General features: G+C 60.4%; 16 protein-coding genes. 5 read left to right on the top strand and 11 right to left on the bottom strand.

Going from position 1 to position 15,891, the window contains the following annotated elements; genetic code table 11:
- Window positions 1-31 precede the first annotated feature (31 nt).
- Complete coding sequence (locus tag H7C18_RS23130; protein ID WP_185131484.1) at window positions 32-2,023, bottom strand: glycoside hydrolase family 127 protein; 1,992 nt, start codon at window positions 2,021-2,023, stop codon at window positions 32-34.
- A gap of 165 nt (window positions 2,024-2,188) precedes the next feature.
- Here H7C18_RS23130 and H7C18_RS23135 point away from each other — a divergent pair, with 165 nt between their 5' ends.
- Window positions 2,189-2,569, top strand: coding sequence for a hypothetical protein (locus tag H7C18_RS23135; protein ID WP_185131485.1), 381 nt, complete (start codon window positions 2,189-2,191; stop codon window positions 2,567-2,569).
- A 215-nt stretch (window positions 2,570-2,784) separates the two neighbouring features.
- On the opposite strand, the gene H7C18_RS23140 is transcribed toward H7C18_RS23135, so the two are convergent.
- Both H7C18_RS23140 and H7C18_RS23145 read right to left on the bottom strand, forming a co-directional pair.
- The gene (locus H7C18_RS23140) at window positions 2,785-3,273 is read right to left on the bottom strand and encodes an SRPBCC domain-containing protein (protein WP_202887274.1); all 489 of its coding nucleotides are present in this window, start codon (window positions 3,271-3,273) and stop codon (window positions 2,785-2,787) included.
- A gap of 119 nt (window positions 3,274-3,392) precedes the next feature.
- Window positions 3,393-4,118, bottom strand: coding sequence for a MerR family transcriptional regulator (locus H7C18_RS23145; protein WP_185131486.1), 726 nt, complete (start codon window positions 4,116-4,118; stop codon window positions 3,393-3,395).
- A gap of 147 nt (window positions 4,119-4,265) precedes the next feature.
- On the opposite strand from H7C18_RS23145, the gene H7C18_RS23150 reads away from it, so the two are divergent.
- Window positions 4,266-5,153 carry an Hsp33 family molecular chaperone HslO gene (locus tag H7C18_RS23150; protein WP_185131487.1) on the top strand — a complete coding sequence of 296 codons (888 nt, stop codon included), beginning with the start codon at window positions 4,266-4,268 and terminating at the stop codon, window positions 5,151-5,153.
- Window positions 5,154-5,227: 74 nt separating this feature from the next.
- Window positions 5,228-5,803 carry a TetR/AcrR family transcriptional regulator gene (locus H7C18_RS23155; RefSeq protein ID WP_337913892.1) on the top strand — a complete coding sequence of 192 codons (576 nt, stop codon included), beginning with the start codon at window positions 5,228-5,230 and terminating at the stop codon, window positions 5,801-5,803.
- Window positions 5,804-5,947: 144 nt separating this feature from the next.
- Here H7C18_RS23155 and H7C18_RS23160 read toward each other — a convergent pair whose 3' ends face one another.
- Window positions 5,948-7,036 (bottom strand): RNA-guided endonuclease TnpB family protein, encoded by a 1,089-nt coding sequence (locus tag H7C18_RS23160; protein ID WP_185131488.1) that lies wholly within the window; start codon window positions 7,034-7,036, stop codon window positions 5,948-5,950.
- A 245-nt stretch (window positions 7,037-7,281) separates the two neighbouring features.
- Here H7C18_RS23160 and H7C18_RS23165 point away from each other — a divergent pair, with 245 nt between their 5' ends.
- Window positions 7,282-8,493 (top strand): MFS transporter, encoded by a 1,212-nt coding sequence (locus tag H7C18_RS23165; RefSeq protein WP_185131489.1) that lies wholly within the window; start codon window positions 7,282-7,284, stop codon window positions 8,491-8,493.
- On the opposite strand, the gene H7C18_RS23170 is transcribed toward H7C18_RS23165, so the two are convergent.
- Together H7C18_RS23170 and H7C18_RS23175 are read right to left on the bottom strand one after the other, a co-directional pair.
- The gene (locus H7C18_RS23170) at window positions 8,490-9,146 is read right to left on the bottom strand and encodes a hypothetical protein (RefSeq protein WP_185131490.1); all 657 of its coding nucleotides are present in this window, start codon (window positions 9,144-9,146) and stop codon (window positions 8,490-8,492) included. The genes H7C18_RS23165 and H7C18_RS23170 overlap by 4 nt on opposite strands.
- On the bottom strand, window positions 9,139-9,573 hold the full coding sequence (locus H7C18_RS23175) for an SRPBCC family protein (RefSeq protein ID WP_185131491.1): 435 nt from the start codon (window positions 9,571-9,573) through the stop codon (window positions 9,139-9,141). Before H7C18_RS23175 ends, H7C18_RS23170 begins: the two co-directional genes overlap by 8 nt.
- Window positions 9,574-9,793: 220 nt before the next feature.
- Here H7C18_RS23175 and H7C18_RS23180 point away from each other — a divergent pair, with 220 nt between their 5' ends.
- On the top strand, window positions 9,794-10,789 hold the full coding sequence (locus tag H7C18_RS23180; protein WP_185131492.1) for a quinone oxidoreductase family protein: 996 nt from the start codon (window positions 9,794-9,796) through the stop codon (window positions 10,787-10,789).
- Between the two features lie 5 nt (window positions 10,790-10,794).
- On the opposite strand, the gene H7C18_RS23185 is transcribed toward H7C18_RS23180, so the two are convergent.
- The 5 genes from H7C18_RS23185 to H7C18_RS23205 all read right to left on the bottom strand — a co-directional run bounded on the left by H7C18_RS23185 (window position 10,795) and on the right by H7C18_RS23205 (window position 15,762).
- Entirely contained in the window at window positions 10,795-11,625 is an 831-nt protein-coding gene (locus H7C18_RS23185; RefSeq protein ID WP_202887289.1) for a helix-turn-helix transcriptional regulator, read from the bottom strand.
- Window positions 11,626-11,646: 21 nt separating this feature from the next.
- The gene (locus H7C18_RS23190; protein WP_185131493.1) at window positions 11,647-12,327 is read right to left on the bottom strand and encodes a response regulator transcription factor; all 681 of its coding nucleotides are present in this window, start codon (window positions 12,325-12,327) and stop codon (window positions 11,647-11,649) included.
- Window positions 12,324-13,511 (bottom strand): sensor histidine kinase, encoded by a 1,188-nt coding sequence (locus H7C18_RS23195; protein WP_185131494.1) that lies wholly within the window; start codon window positions 13,509-13,511, stop codon window positions 12,324-12,326. Before H7C18_RS23195 ends, H7C18_RS23190 begins: the two co-directional genes overlap by 4 nt.
- A 256-nt stretch (window positions 13,512-13,767) precedes the next feature.
- A complete protein-coding gene (locus tag H7C18_RS23200) occupies window positions 13,768-14,064 on the bottom strand; it encodes a DUF2277 domain-containing protein (RefSeq protein WP_185131495.1) in 297 nt (98 codons plus the stop codon).
- A 147-nt stretch (window positions 14,065-14,211) separates the two neighbouring features.
- Window positions 14,212-15,762, bottom strand: a complete 1,551-nt coding sequence (locus tag H7C18_RS23205) for a DHA2 family efflux MFS transporter permease subunit (protein WP_238357900.1) — start codon at window positions 15,760-15,762, stop codon at window positions 14,212-14,214.
- Between the last annotated feature and the right edge of the window lie 129 nt (window positions 15,763-15,891).

Below are 15,891 nucleotides of genomic sequence, written 5' to 3' on the forward strand. Positions count from 1 at the left end.
TGGAAAGGTGAAAAAATGGGGAGGCCGTCCCTTAGCGGCTCCCGGCATTCAAGATCCGATAAAGCCGGCGCTTCCAGCCCTTCTCGGCTTTCGGCTTATCGCAAGACAGCCAGATGTTCATCGCGCCGCGCGACCGATTGTTCCAGTACGGGTACGGAATCGCGACGATGTCGTTCCCTTCCGCGTCCTTCGACCGGATGAGCACGGCTCCGTCGAAGAAGTCCTCCCGCTGCTCCAGCTCGAACCCGGCGTCCGGCGCGATCTTCCGGTTCCGGTATTTGTCGGGATCGAGCGATTCCCGGGTATATTGCACCGCCCCCCGCTGGATCGCGTACCGCTCGTTGTCCATGGACTCGAGACAATACAGGACGGGCCCCCGTCTGATCGCGACTTTGTCGGCGTGGCTGGCGACGTTCGGGTGAGCTTCAATGAGTGCCGCAGGCATATCCAGGTCCAGCCGGACGGTATCGCCTCTCTTCCAAACTCTCTCGATCTCGGCGAAGCCGTTCACGACCGTGAAGGAAGCCGGTTGGCCGTTTACGCTGACGGCATACTTCCGGCACCAGCCCGGAATGCGCAGCCGCATGGAGAACGAAGCCTCGCCGCCGGGATCGACGCCGATGTCCACCGTGCCGTCCCAAGGATAGCTCGTCGTCTGCTTCAGGCGCACTTCGTGTTCCCGAATGTTCAAGGCGGCGTCGCTTTGGACGTACAAGTTGACGGACACGCCGTTGTCATCGCAGGCATAAACAAATGAATCGATCTCGGGCATCAGCTTGACGATCATCGGCGGGCAGCACGGACAGCTGTGCCATTCCCATCGGTTGTGCTGGCCGTGGCTGACCAGCGGATTCTCGTAAAAATATTTTCGTCCGTTCATCGATCGGCCCGCGAGCAGAATGTTGTACAGCACCGTCTCCAAATAGTCGACGTACCGGCTCTCGCCCGTCGCCAAATAGAGGTTCCAGCTGAAGTAGCCCATGCCGACCGCCGCGCATGTCTCCAGGTAGCCGTCATCCGGCAGCTCGTAATCGCCTCCGAACTTCTCGTCGCGGCGAACGGCGCCTACGCCGCCGTTAATATGCGACTTCCGGTACGCGATATTGTCCCAAAGCTTCACGGCCGTCTGCAAATATTTCTCTTCCCCCGTGGACAAATAAAGCGCTGTCAATCCCGAGTAAAGAAGCGTGGCGCGAACGGCGTGACCGACGGCTTCCTCCTGTTCCAGGAGCGGCTTATGGTCCTGCGCGTAAGCCTCCCACGAAGGCCGGCCGTCATGGTTGCCACGGTTCTCGATCCAGAAACGGGCCAGTTCCAGATAGCCCGCCGCTTCGAACGGCTCCTGCAAGCGTCCTTGCAGTTCCGGCTCATCCAGCGCCAGCCGGTGCAGCTTGAGCAGCGCTTCCTCCGGAAGCGAATGGGCGGGCACGATATTCCGCTTGGGCGGAGGCCCCATCAGCTCGCATAGATGATTGGCGAACCGGACGGCCGCCTTCAGCAAAGTCGTCTTGCCGGTCGCTTTGTAATGGTGCACCCCGGCTTCCACCAGACAGCCGGCGTTATAGACGTCGTGCTGCCACCGCAAATTGCCTCCATTGTCTCCCCAGCGTTGGTTCGGCCGATCAAGCAGCGTGTACGTGTTGAGATAACCGTCTCCGACCGCTTCTTGCGCCCGCGCGATTTTCTCGATGATCCGGTCCGCCCTTCGGTCGAGCGCTTCGTCGCCATGGACGGCGAGAACGTCCGAAATCCCCCTTAACGTCTCATAAATAAGTCCGTCAAACCAAGGCTCTCCCGAATGATAACCGCCGCGCCCCTCGCTGACGAAATCGAAATTGCGCAGCGCCCCGTCGCTCTCGAACTTGTCGAGCACGTCATGCACGGTCACTTCCCGCAGCACCTTCAGCTTCGGCGCCCAGAACGCGTCCGTCAGTTCCACGCTGCCGACCGGAAGGTTCCGCAGCCTCTGGAACGGATAGGACGTCGCACGGCCCCTTCTTGCCGCAAAACGTTGATGGGACATGGACCCGCCTCCTTGAGATGGATTGGAAAACGATAACATTAACGTTAATGTAGCACCGAACTTGCGCAGGTGTCAATAGAATCTTCCGGATATTTTCGGAAGCCGGAGCGGACAATACGGAAAGGAGTGCAGCCATTTCCATTCAAAATTCGGGGAGGGTCGTTCATGGCGGAAAGAGCGGTGCTTGCCTACTTCAATACGCCGGATCAGGCGAAGCAGGCGGTGGAGGAGATGAAGTCGCTGCGGCTGATCGACTACGCGATCGATCGGTTCGACGGCTACAGCGGCACCGGCATGCAGCATCTCGATCAGCTGGGGAACACGATCGACGGAAGCTTCCGGGGGCTCGGCTTTTTGACGCTCGGAGGGGACTTCGACAATCCCGACGCGGCCATTCTGGCCGCCGCCAGCGTCAGCGCCAGCGGCATGAGCTCGGGCGGCCCGGACAACCGGGTGACCGGCCGCGACATTCTGCTGACCGCGATCGTGGACGCGGAGGATTACGAAGAGGCGACGCGGATCGCGCAGGCCGCGGGCGCGCTGTAAACGGAAGGGCCGGGAGGCCGCCCGGGAAGGGCGGCCGTTCCCGGCCTTTTGATTTTGCGCGGCGCCAACGCTCGGCATGGCGCCTTTAAGGTTCGCGGTGCAGGATTTGGTCCGCCGTGAGAGGGCCGTGCTAGGCTGAGCGAGCCGGAGATCTCGGAAGGCATGCTCCGGCTTCGCCGCTTCCTGCTCGGCTCCCCGGGGAGCGAGTGAACGGGTTATTTCTTTGCGAGATACGTGTCCAACTCTTTGAAGGTACTGCCGAACCCTTCCCTCATGATGTCATGCGAAGCTTCGAAGGTTTTGGCTTCTTCCTCGGTCGGAGATACGGGAGCCGTAATCAACGTAATCGTCGTTTGGCCCTCGTCCTCGGCGAACGTCATGGTATTCAAGATTCTCATCGGCCAATTGGCGTCGAAGGGAGCCCGGACCACGTTGCCCGCTTCATCGGAAAAGTAACTCGTGTACACGATTTTCTCCGGCGGATCGATCTCGCCGTATTCGAATTTAACCCACATGACGTCGCCGTCGTCCGGCTTCTGGCTGTAATGGAACACGCCGCCCGAACGGAAGTCCGCTTCGGATACTTCAAACGCCCATCCTTTGGGCCCCCACCAATTCTGCAGATGTTCCGCTGTGGTGAATGCCTGAAACACCAGTTCGCGCGAAGCATGGAACGTATGCGTGATCTCGACTTGAAGCGCCATTGCGATCCCTCCAACATGGATTGTTTTCAAGCTGAGTATATCACACGGGGAATATTCCCACAATGGAATATATAGAGACAGGACGGACCTTCTCCACGATCCGCGGTAGCGGCAGCGGCTCATTCCGCGCCGTCCAGCTCTGCCACGGCTTTCTTGATATATGCGTAGAGCTCGCCGTCCATCCCCTGAAGGAATCCTTCCCGGGGATGGTCCCGATAATACTTTTCCGCCGCCTGAACCCACTTCCCGTCTTCGGAAGCGACTGAATGAATCTCCTCTTTCCAACGACGGGCCAGAGCGGCGACCTCCGGATCGTCCGTCGGCTTTCCCCGGTCGCGGCAATCTCGGAAGTCGCCCATGAGCCGCCCCCCTTCCGCCCGCTCCCCCGGACTCCGGGCAAGAAAACGGCTTCTCATATGCTTCATCTGCTCCGGCGGGAAGTACGGATTCCGCATCATGTTCATAAACCGAATTTCGTCCAGAAAAGACTCTGCGGTGACGGGATGCCCCGTCTGAAGATGGTCGTGCATCGTCCTTACCCGGTCCCGAAGCTCTTCCAAAGCGCGGATCTGTTCCTCGATCTGGACCAGTTGCCCATGCAGCAGCTCCCCGGGGTCATACCCGGTATGACTCAGCATGACCTTGATCTCCTCCAGCGGAAAACCAAGCTCCTTCAGCATGATGACCTGCTGAAGCTTCCGCAAATCCTGCTCCAGATATAGCCGATGCCCCGATTCCGTGGCCCTCGACGGAGACAGCAGCCCGATTCGGTCGTAGTGATGCAGCGTCCGAACGGTAAGTCCCGTCCGTTTGGCCAGTTCCCCGATTTTCCATTCCCGATTCATCGCGACTCTCCTTGCTGTCCGTCCATTTTCCCGCCTGCCGTCATTATACCTTATTTCGAAAATCGGAAACGAAGGGCCTTGAACCTGACGCTGCGTCAGGATTTATGCTGGATGAACAGCACCTGGTCAACCGAGGAGAGGATTCAAATGCAAAGCGCCAACCGCCTGATCAAGACGTTAGCCTATGACCAACAGGTACGAATGATTTTTGCCGAGAACACGGAATTGGTCCGGAACGTGTGCCGCAACCCCAAGATCGCATCCATGCTGCTGAAAACAGCGCTCGGCACGACGGTATCGGCCGCCAGCCTGCTGGCCGGCACGCTGAAGGACGGGCAGCGCATCAACTTAAAGATCAAGACCGGCCGCCCCGGCTGCCAAATATTCGCCGACGTCGATGCCTTCGGGAACGTCTCCGGTTATATAAGCGATGGACTGTTCGAGACGCCGCCCCATTCGCCGGAAGGGCTGTCCCTCCCGGACCTGATCGGCGACAAAGGATGCGTTCAGATCGTCAAAGACATCGGGATGTACCGCACCTTTACCGGAATCACCGACATGCCTTATCGGAACATCGTCGACGATCTCTCCCATTACTTCCGCCAAAGCGAACAAACGCCCGCCTGCTTCGCGATTCATCTCGAGTTCGACGAGCAGGGGGAAGTATCGGCCAGCCGCGGGGTTTGGGCCCAACTGCTGCCGGGAGGGCGAGAGGAGCTGATCGGCCGGGTTCGGGAGCTGCTGGACCGCCGCCGCATGCAAGATCTGCCGCTCGCCGGCCCGGAGCGATTCCGCGAGTGGGCCATCGAGCTGTTCGGCGGCATCGAAGTCCTGGGGGAACAACCGATACGGGCATATTGCGGCTGCTCCAGGGAGATGTTCTACCCGATGCTGTACGGCCTGGGAACGGAGCAGCTGAGGCAAATCCGCGAGGAGAACGCCCCCGTCGAGATCGCCTGCCATACTTGCGGCAGCGAATACTCGTTCTCGGCCGAGGAGATTCGTGCCCTTTTGGCACCAAGGGAGAGAGACTAGCGCAGCGAAAAAAATACTGGACTGTTCGTTCCGAAAATGCGATAATCCTTTCAACGGGAAAGGAGAGAACCGTCGTGGGACGTTCGAAAGAGTTCGACCGGGAGCACGTGCTTCATCAGGCGATGCTGGTATTCTGGAAAAAAGGCTACGAAGCGGCCAGCATTCCGGATCTGCTAAACGCGATGGGATTGAGCCGATCCAGCCTGTACGAGACGTTCACGGACAAGGAGACGCTCTATGCCGAGGCCTTGAGACATTATAAAAAAGTCGGCCAAAGCAAACGAGAGCTCCTTGCCGGCGCCACATCCGCGAAGGAGGGAATTCGGCAGTATTTCGAGCGGCATATCGCCTTCGCGTTCGACGATAACTTGCCTCAGGGCTGCCTGGTCACCAACGCCGCCGTCGGATTGAGTTCGCCGGACGAGCCGTTTCGGAGAGCGGTTCGGGACAGCTTCGAGGAATTGGAGCGGCTTTTTTGCGAGCTTCTGCGCAAAGGACAGCAGACGGGGGAGATCGACCCGAACCAAGATATCAAGACCTTGTCTTTCCTACTGCTCAATCTCAACCATAGCATCAACGTCGTGTCCAAGGTCGAAACCGACAAACAAAGATTTCACGACATGGTGAATAAGGTCATCGAGATGCTGTGAATGCTCCCACCGCCTGGAGAGGCGGGGGCTTCTTGTTTCGACGATCGCTGCCTCTCCGAAAGAAAGGTCTTACATGATCTCCACAAGCGTTCGATGCGGTACGCAGCCCGTTCGGGGCAAACCCTCCCTACGGTATTCGATCCATTACGCTGCGATTTCCAAAGCCCGCTGCAAGATGACCTTGGCCGAAACGATGTCCCGGTCCTGCACCAGTCCGCATCTTTTGCATTCATGAAGCCTTGTGGCTAACGTTTTCGGAACATTCGCGCCGCATACGCAGGTCTGCGATGTGCCGTGGGCAGGCACTTGTACGAATCGCTTTCCCTGTCTTTCGGCCTTATAAGACAGATACGTGATGAACTTTCTCCATCCGGCATCCGAGATGCTTTTGGAAAGGCGGCGATTGCGGATCATGTTCTTCACTTTCAACTGCTCCACGGCGATCAGGTCATGGCTTCTGACGATGCGATGGGATTGTTTGTGCAAGAAATCTTTGCGCTGCCGCGCGACTTTTTGGTGGATTCTCGCAACCTTCCGTTTCGCCTTCTGCCGGTTACGGGAACCGCGTTGTTTGCGGGAAAGCCGCCGCTGGGCGCGTCTGAGCCGCTTTTCCGCTTTTCGCAGATGCCGCGGGCTGTTCACCTTCGTCTCATCGGACAGCGCCGGAAACGTGCGCAGCCCTACGTCGATGCCTACTGCCGTTTCCATCGTTTGACTTGCTTCGGCTGTCTCCACTTTCACGCCGATGCCCGCCATCCACCCGTCCGCATACCGTTTCACATTGATTTGGGTCACGTTCGCCCGATCGAATGGACGGTGTGCACGCATGCGGACCAAGCCGATTTTGGGCAGATAAACGTATCCGCCCTTGGCGAATGTCTTGGTTACTGCGCCCGGCTGGGGGTATGTAAAGGAGAGATATCGATCAGCTGACTTGTAATGGGGAAAACCTGCCTCCCCTCGGAAGAACCGCTGATAGGCATGATCCAGACGCCGCAGGCAATCCTGCAGCACTTGCGAATGGACTTCCTTGTATGCGGGGAATTCCTTCTTGAAGGCGGGCAATTCATTCTGCTGCATGGTATTGGTGACGGTCTTGCCCTCTTGGTTATTGGCGGTATCCCGTTGCTCCTTGGCCCTGTTGTAAAGCTTCCGGCACAAATCCAACGTTCGATTCATTTGTTGTTCCTGTTCGGGAGTCGGATACAGTCGAAACTGAAACGTGATTTGCACAAAAGGTTACCGCCTATACGGGAATGTATGTTCCCATCATACCACACAAACATTCGCCATTCATCCTCTTTTGTAAGAAAAACAGAAGGATTCTGACGCCCAAGGGCACAAGCAATAACAAGTATATTTAGGCTTCGCCTAACCGAGATTCATCCCCCACCTGCAGGGGAAGGGGACTTCTCTCGGAAAGCTGTTAAATTTTTTTTGCAATTATCGGAACGAACGTTCCAGAAAAGAGGTTTGCCATGAATACCGGAGAACTCCATGCAGACGAACGCCAAACCATCGACACCCCCTTCCCGGCGCGAATCATCTTCCTTCTCGCCGCCGCGTGCGGCTTGATTGCGGCGAATCTCTATTATGCGCAGCCGTTGGTAGGAACGATCAGTTCGGGATTCGGCCTCTCTTCCGGGGCGGCGGGCCTCATCGTCACGCTGGCCCAGATCGGCTATGGGATCGGATTATTGTTCATTGTACCCTTGGGGGATATCCTGGAGAACCGAAAGCTTGCGGTCGCGTTATTGCTCTTTAACGCCGTCGTGTTGACAGCCGCGGCCTTTGTCCAAAGCGCCGCTTGGTTTCTCGCCGTCTCCCTGCTGATCGGGCTCGGCTCGGTCGCGGCTCAAGTGCTGGTTCCGTTCGCGGCTCATCTGTCGCCGGACGCGACGCGCGGCCGCAACGTGGGCAGCGTCATGAGCGGATTGCTGCTCGGCATCATGCTCGCCCGCCCCGTATCAAGCTTGATCGCGGAATATATGGGCTGGCGGGCCGTGTATGGGCTCTCCGCGGCTGCGATTCTGCTGCTGGCTCTCGTGCTGGCGGCGGCGCTTCCGGCCAGACGCCCTTCGGCCGCGGCGCGATATTCCGCTCTGCTGGGCTCGATGTGGCATTTGCTCCGAACGACGCCCATCCTGCAGCGCAGGGCCTTCTATCACGCCTGCGTGTTCGGAACGTTCAGCCTGTTCTGGACGACGGTCCCTCTGCTGCTTACCGGCCCGACCTTTCACTTCTCCCAATCGGCCGTCGCCCTATTCGCCTTGGTCGGGGTCTCCGGCGCGGCAGCGGCTCCCTTGGCCGGACGGCTTGCGGACCGCGGCTGGATTCGCCCGGCCACCGGGCTCGCGCTGGCCTTGGTCATCGTATCCGTCGGCCTGCCTTTTGCCTTCCCGGGAAGCTCGACCCTCGCCCTGATCGCTCTGGTTGTAGCGGCCATTCTCCTGGATATGGGCGTTTCGGCGAATATGGTCCTGGGGCAGCGCGCGATTTTCTCATTGGGCGCGGAGTTCCGAAGCCGGCTTAACGGCCTGTATATGGCAATTTTCTTCGGCGGCGGCGCGTTGGGCTCGGCACTCGGAGGATGGGCCTATGCCGCCGGCGGATGGGAAGCGGCTTTGGCGATCGGAGCCGCATTGCCGGTTATCGCGATGATCTACTATGCGACCGAAAGAAAAGACTAAGAGCGGAATTCTCGTGCAAGATACGCTGCAAAGTGCGCCTCAACCCGTTCGGCTACTTCGTCCGCGGATTTCGAGCCGTCAACTTCGATATAAGGCAGCTTGCGCGAGATAACCTCTTGGCGAATATAGTCCCGCAAGAGCGCTTCGCGACCGAAAAAGTTGCTTCGGAACCGCTCCGGGTCGCCGGACCCGAACCTCCCTTGCGGCTTATCCCGCTTGGCGGCGGATTGCAGGGCGAATTCCTCGGTCGGCAGCAGCCAGATCGCCTGACGAACGTCCGCGAGCAGCGGTTGAACCAGCTTCGGAAAAAGCCTGGGGCCCTCCGCCAGAATGGGGGGCCGGGCGGGCATCGCCCGGAGATCCTCGCAGATCATCGGGAACCGCTCGTCGTTGGTCGCGAGAATATCGCGAAATAAAGCCTCGGGCGACGGATGCACCCACTTCTCTTCGACCGACTTGCCCAATCCGCTGTACATGGCCGGGTGCAGCGAAGGATCGGCTCGGGCGATGAAGTGGTTGTGTTCATGAAGATCGCAAGGGTAGATCTGCCAGCGATTGCGCTCCGCGAGCATGCGGGCGACGGTGGATTTGCCCGAATCCGACGCGCCGCCGAGCCACAGAACGTGGGATAGCGCAGACTTCGGCTCACTCATCGTTTGGCGCTCGATCGGCATCATTCGTCATTCGGTCGATCGCCTCTTCCCAGCGCAGCTTCATCCGCGCCCGCGTCAGCGGACCGTCCAGATGCTCCTGGTGAAACGCGACCGTCGTCTTCCCGGAGTCGACGGCGAGCAGCCGGATCTGCACCGTCGAAGCTCTCTCCCATCCTCGCGGCTGCCAGGTCAGCCGAAGCTGCTCGAGCGGCTTGACCACTCTCACTTCGCCCACGGAGCCGTCTCCGGTCCGATAGGCCCTCCCCGGCTCCAATTCGAGCTTGGCCAAGTCGCCCAGCCAGGCCTTCAGCCCCTCGGGGGAGAGCAGATAACTCCAGATCCGGTCTCTCGCAACGGGAAGCGTGCGGCGAACCCCGATCTGGTAGCCAGTCGTCCGGGTCAATCCGACGGTTTTATCGTTATTCATTAGTTCGCTCCTCCCAAAAACGGCAAACAAATGTTCGGCTCGATTGTATCGCGGTTTCCATTTTCCTGTCAAGAATATCGATCCGTGCGGAATGCGGCCTTCCCCTGATCTCCGGTAGCGCCTGTTACTGACGATACCTGTATAACCGTTAACTGGCTCCCCTCTCTCGGAAGCGGCATACTAAGTGCATCCAATCATCTGAGAAAAAGGGGAGATCCTCATGCGAGCCGTTACGATTCCGAAGTTCGGAGGTCCGGAAGTTCTTGCGTTGACGAATATATTCGTTCCTACGCCGGGGGCGGGGGAAGTGACGATCGACGTCGCGTATGCCGGCGTCAATTATGCGGAGGTGCTGTTTCGAAAAGGAGGGGTGCCCGACTTGCCGCTGCCGTTCGTCCCGGGCATCGAAGTCGCCGGAACGATCCGGGAGATCGGCGAGGGAGTCGACGAATTTCGCGTCGGCCAGCCGGTCGCGGCGTTGACCATCGTAGGCGGAGGCGGCTACGCGGAGGTGGCGAAAGCGCCGGCGCGGCTTGTGTTCCCGCTGGACGAGCGCCGGACCTCGGAGCCGGAGCTCGCCGCGGCCGCCGCCTCTCCCTCCAACGTCACGACCGCCTATATGATCATGGCCGATGCGGCCCGGCTGCAGCCCGGCGAGACCGTGCTCGTTCACGCCGCGGCCGGCGGCGTCGGCAGCGCGATCGGGCAGATGGCCCGGGCGTTCGGAGCCGGACGCGTGATCGGAACCGTCGGCAGCGAAGACAAAATTCCGTATGCCCGCAGCCTGGGGTACGACGACGTCATTTTGCGCGATTCGTTCAAAGAACAAGCACTGGAGCGAACGGACGGCCGCGGCGTGGACGTCGTCGTGGACCCGGTCGGCGGACAGACGAGAAGAACCTCGCTGGAGCTGCTGAAGCCGCTCGGCCGGCTGATCGCGATGGGCAATGCCAGCGATGCCGCCGACGTCGTTCAGTCCACGAACGAGTTATGGTTTTCCAGCAAAGCCGTGCTCGGGTTCAACCTGCAGCTCCTCAGCATGTACGCTCCCGAGCGGGTATCCCGGTCCGCCCGGGAGGCGCTGCGTCTGGCCGGAGAAGGCCGAATCCGGGTCGACGTGACGGACGTGCTCCGGCTGGACGATGCCGCCGAAGCCCACCGCCGTATCGAGCAGAGGAGCACGACGGGCAAGCTGGTGCTGAAAATCAACCCTTGATCCGGCTACAGAATGCCGAGCTCGCGCAGCTTGGCGTCCGTGTCCGTCCCTTCGCACGGGATGAACACGCAGCAATGGGCCTGGGTGCTTCCGTTGATCTGGGAAAAGGAATGAATGCGGAAGTTCAGCAGTCCGGCTTCCGGATGAAGAAGCCCGATCTCCGTGACCGTCTTCTCGGTCACATCGTGCGTCGCCCAGAGCGCGGCGAACTCCGGGCTGGCGTCAAGGAGGCGATCAACCAGCCGGCGGAACGCCGGATCGTCCAGGCTTTTCTCATACCGGCCGCGTACGACGGCGACCGTATAGCGGGCGTACTCGTCCCAATCCGCGATCGCATCCCGCAGGACGGGGTCCATGAAGACGAGCCATGCCATGGATCGGTCGTTCGGCTCCACGCTCGCAAAGTCGCGGATCACGCGGCCGGCGGCTTCATTCCACCCCAGCACTTCCGTGCGGTCGGTGGCGATAAACGCCGGATACCGGATTTGCCGGACCACCTTCTCGATCTCGCCCAATGTCTGCTCCAGGGGAGAACCGGCATTCGGCGGCATCTCCATATTCGCGAGATGGAGTAGGTGCAAATGCTCGTTCTCGCTGAGCCGCAGCGCCCGGGCAACGTTGTCTAGCACCTGCCGCGACGGCGCGGCGGCGCGCCCCTGTTCCAGCCACGTGTACCACGTCGTGCTGACGTGGGCCAGCTGCGCCACTTCCTCCCGCCTAAGCCCCGGCGTTCTCCTCCTCCCGTAGCCTTCGGGAAGCTCAGCTTGGGAAGGATTCAGTTTCTCCCGCCGCGACTTCAGAAAATCGCCCAGCAGCTTCTGTTTATCGATGGACAACGGAATCCCCCCTTGCCTTTGCTACTTAACCATCCGGCTGCGGATGGCGATTACGACCGCCTGCGTACGGTCGGCGACGCCCAGCTTGCCGAGGATGCGGTGCACGTGCGTCTTGACCGTACCTTCCGAGATGTACAGCGTTTCGGCAATCTCGACGTTGCGCCGGCCGTAAGCCATAAGCTGCAGCACTTCCAGCTCCTTGTCCGTCAGAGGCTCGAACTCCGCTGCTTCTTCTCCTGCCGGCAGGCTGTCCGGAAGCGGCTCCTGCTTCATCGCCTCGGCCATCGCCCGCGCGGCGGTCGTGCTCTGGAAGATTGCCGCGCCCCGGTGCGCCGCGCGAATGCCCTCCAGAAGCGTCTTCGTATCGGCATCCTTCAGCAGATAGCCGACCGCCCCCGCGCGAATGCCGTCGGCGACGTAAGCCTGAACGTCGAAGGTCGTCAGCAGCATCACCTTCGCTTCGGGATAGGCCTGGGCGATTGCCCGCGTCGCTTCGATGCCGGTCCGCTTCGGCATCTGGATATCCATCAGCACCAGATCCGGCCTCGTCCTCTCTACGGCCGAGATCGCCTCGTCCCCGTCGTTCGCCTCTCCGACCACCTCCATGTCCGGCTGCGTGCCGATAATGAAGCGAAGCCCTTGCCGAATAATCGGCTGGTCGTCTGCGAGCACGATGCGGATCGGATTGTCGAATTCGGTCATTCCTCATTCTCCTTTCGCTCAAGCGGCAGGTTCGCCTGAATCGTCAAGCCGCGCGGATCGTTCGTTCTCCAAACGAGGGAGCCCCCTGCCGCCTCGCAGCGCGATCGCATGCCCCGCATGCCGAAGTCGGGCGTCAGGCCGGACCCTTCCGTGTAGTTCCCGTCGTCGGAGACGGTCATGACGATGCGTCCGCTTTGCGCCTCAAGCCGAATGACCGCCGACTTCGCGCCCGAATGCTTGACGACGTTCGTCAGCGCTTCCTGCAGCACGCGGTACAGGGTCGTGCCCACCGCCATCGGAAGCTCCGGCAGTCCTTCTTCCCGGCATTCGAACCGCATCCGGATGCCCGAATGCTCCGCGCTCTGGCCGACAAGCCCCTTCAGGGCGATCAGGCCGAGCCCGGTGTCGTCGTCGCTCCATTCCCGCACGGCGGAACGGACTTCCCCCATCGCCTTGCGGGCGACGTCGAGCAGCACCGGCAGCTGCCCGGCCGCCTGCGCGGGACGGTCCGGCAGCATGAGCTCCAGCGCCTGAAGCTGGACGATCAGCGAAGTCAAGTGATGGCCGATCCCATCGTGTATTTCGCCCGCCAGCCGGGTCCGCTCGGTCAGCGCCGCGTAGCGCATCGACTGCACGGCCGCTTCCTGCAGTTCCCCATGCGCCTGCTGAAGCCGGGCGTGGGCTTCGTTCAGCTCTTCCAGATGCAGTTGGCTGATGCGGACGCTCTCTTTCAGGGAAGTAATCCCCCGCACCCCGAAAAAAAGCCCCAGCGGACCGAGAAGCTGGCTGAAAGGAGAAGAAGAGTCGTGATTGATGTACACGATTGCGGCCAACACCGCGGCGAGCGAGACCAGCACGATTTTCCCGAACCGATGCGCAGACGCGACCAGCCAAACGAGAGGCCACAATAGCAGGGAAGCGATATCCCCTCCGAAGCTGGGGCTGTAGCTCGGATGCCGCGCCTGGATCGCCAACGAGCAAACGATGACCAGCGCGGCCATGGCCGCGTACTCCCGCATTCCCCACGATCGCTCGCGCAGCCAGATGAACGCAAGATAAGCCAGCAGCAACACCGTGAAGGCGGTCCAGTCGACGACGCCGAACGCCGGGAACCGATCGCTGTATTGGAAAAGCAAAAAGACGGTAAACGCGGTGGCAAAAAACCGTACAGGCATCGGTCCCATACCGAACATATCCCCTCGAACACCGATTCATCGATAGTGTAGTCGGCTGAAGGTTCGATTGTCCAGCCCGGTCCGCCATATTCCTGAAGCTAGCGACCGGACGGCCGGATTCGCTCCTAACGCCTGCATCCATCATACCAGAAAGCATCTGCGAACCGAGTCTACCGCGGGCATGACGGGGTTCATCGCCTGCGTCTATCCGGAGATAGACGAAAAGAGCCGATCGGGAACCCGTTCGGCTCTTTCGTTACGCATCTTAAATCGAGGGGCCTTCGCCCTTCTCCCGAACGCCGAACCTTTTGATCGAACGGGCGCGCGCCCGCTCGATCTCGATCTGGCGGTTTCGCGCCGGAGCTTGCGTCACCAGCGAGCCGAGCAGCTTCTCGGCGGCGGCCGTGACCTCCTTTACCGCCAGCCGGAACGCCTCCTCGTTCGCCTTCGACGGGGAATTGAATCCCGAGAGCTTCCTTACGAATTGCAGCGAAGCCGCCTGAATCTCCTCATCGGTAGCCGGCGGATCGAAATTGAACAGCGTCTTGATATTTCGGCACATGCGGGGGAGCTCCTTCCGTTCTTTTCCCCCATTATAGGACAAACCGGGCAAGGCGGCTACGATTTGAAGTCCCGAAGGCGGAACTCGCGCCTCATCGCAGAAAGGCCGGCTCCCCGTCGCGGGGAACCGGCCCTGGTCCGAAAAACGTTAGCCCATATGCATGCCTTCCATAGCCCTCTCGGGCGCCGCTTGAACGGCGGCTTCTTCCGACGGCTTCTTGCCGCGCCGCAGCAGGAAGCCAAGCAGGATGCCGAACAAGGCGACGGCGAGCATTACGCGGAACGTGTAGTCGAACGCCTTCGGCGCCAGCGCGAGCATCGCCTTCGCCGCATCGGCCGCATTGCTTCCGGAGGCGGTCGGATCGGCAGCCGCAAGCGTCTTGAGACGCGACGTCAGGACGGTTACGACCGTCGCCACGGCGAGGGAGTTGATCACCTGCTGCATCGCGCTGGTCAGGGAAGTGACGCGGCTGACCAGGTCGCGCGGCGCTTTGTTGATCAGATGCGAGTTCAACGGCATCATCATGAGCCCCATTCCGCAGCCGGCCATAATGAGCGGAAGCAGCAGGTCCTTGCCCTCCGTCGTCATGTCCACGTGGGCATACTGGTAGATCGCCCCGGACACCAGCCCCAGGCCGATCACGACGAGCCAGCGAACGCCGATCCGGTCGAACAGGAAACCGCCGAGCGGCATGATGCACGCCGATGCCAGCGCTTGGGGAAACAGCGTCAGACCGGTGTCGAACGAGCCGAACCCCCTGGCTTGCTGCAGGAACTGGGGCAGCAGGAAGATGGCGCCGAACAGGGAGAACTGCACGATCCACTGCACGAAGATGGCGAACGAGAAGTCGGCGGACCGGAAGACGCGCAGCTCCAGAAGCGGAATTTTGGCGCGCAGTTCCATCGCGACGAAGGCGATCAGGGCGGCGCCGCCGCCGATCAGACCCGTCAGCGTCTGAACGGACGTCCAGCTGCTAGCCCCTTCGCTTACGCCGTAGGAGAGAGCCGCGAAGGCGATCGGGCCCAGCAGCATGCCGGGCAGGTCGAAGCCGGCCACCTTCTTGCGGGCGATCTTCGGCAAGCTCCACACCCCGAAGATCAAGCTGAAGATGCCGACGGGGAGATTGATCAGGAAGATCCAGCGCCACGAGTGATACTCCACCAGCCAGCCCGACAGAATCAGGCCGACGGGAGGCGCCAGCAGAATGGGCACGCCGAGCAAGCCCATGACCATGCCGATCTTGTTCGGCGGGGCGAGCCGATAGACGTACGCCATCGCGACCGGCATGACGAATCCGCCGCCGAGCCCTTGGATGACGCGGAACGTGATAAGCAGGTTCGCGTCGTTCGGCGTCGCGCAAAGAACGGAACCTACGGTGAACATAATGACGGACGTCAGGAAAACGTTCTTCGCTCCGAACCGGTCCGACAGCCAGCCGGCCAGCGGAATGACGGCCGCCGTGGCCAGCATGTAGCCGGTCACGGTCCATTGCAGCGTGGGCAGCTGCGCGTGAAAATCCGTTACCAGCTTCGATAAGGCGACGTTCATGGCGGTCGAATCCAGAATGACCATGAAGCAGCCGGTAATGAGCGCGATCAAAGGAATCATCAACTTGGACATGCGAAACTCGGACGGAGCGTCGCCGCCGGCGACTGCTTGCGCCATCTCTTCCACTCCCTTCACGTTCAACTTCCGCATGCCCCGCTGTTCCGGTTGACTTATTTCGGATAAGATAGGCACATGGACCGTTGAATGTGATATATTTTTAATTGCGGACAATTGTCCGCACTCAAAAATATACCGGACAATTGTCCGCTGTGTCAATCG

The sequence above is a fragment of the Cohnella zeiphila genome (assembly GCF_014212055.1).
Taxonomy (GTDB): Bacteria; Bacillota; Bacilli; order Paenibacillales; family Paenibacillaceae; genus Cohnella; species Cohnella zeiphila.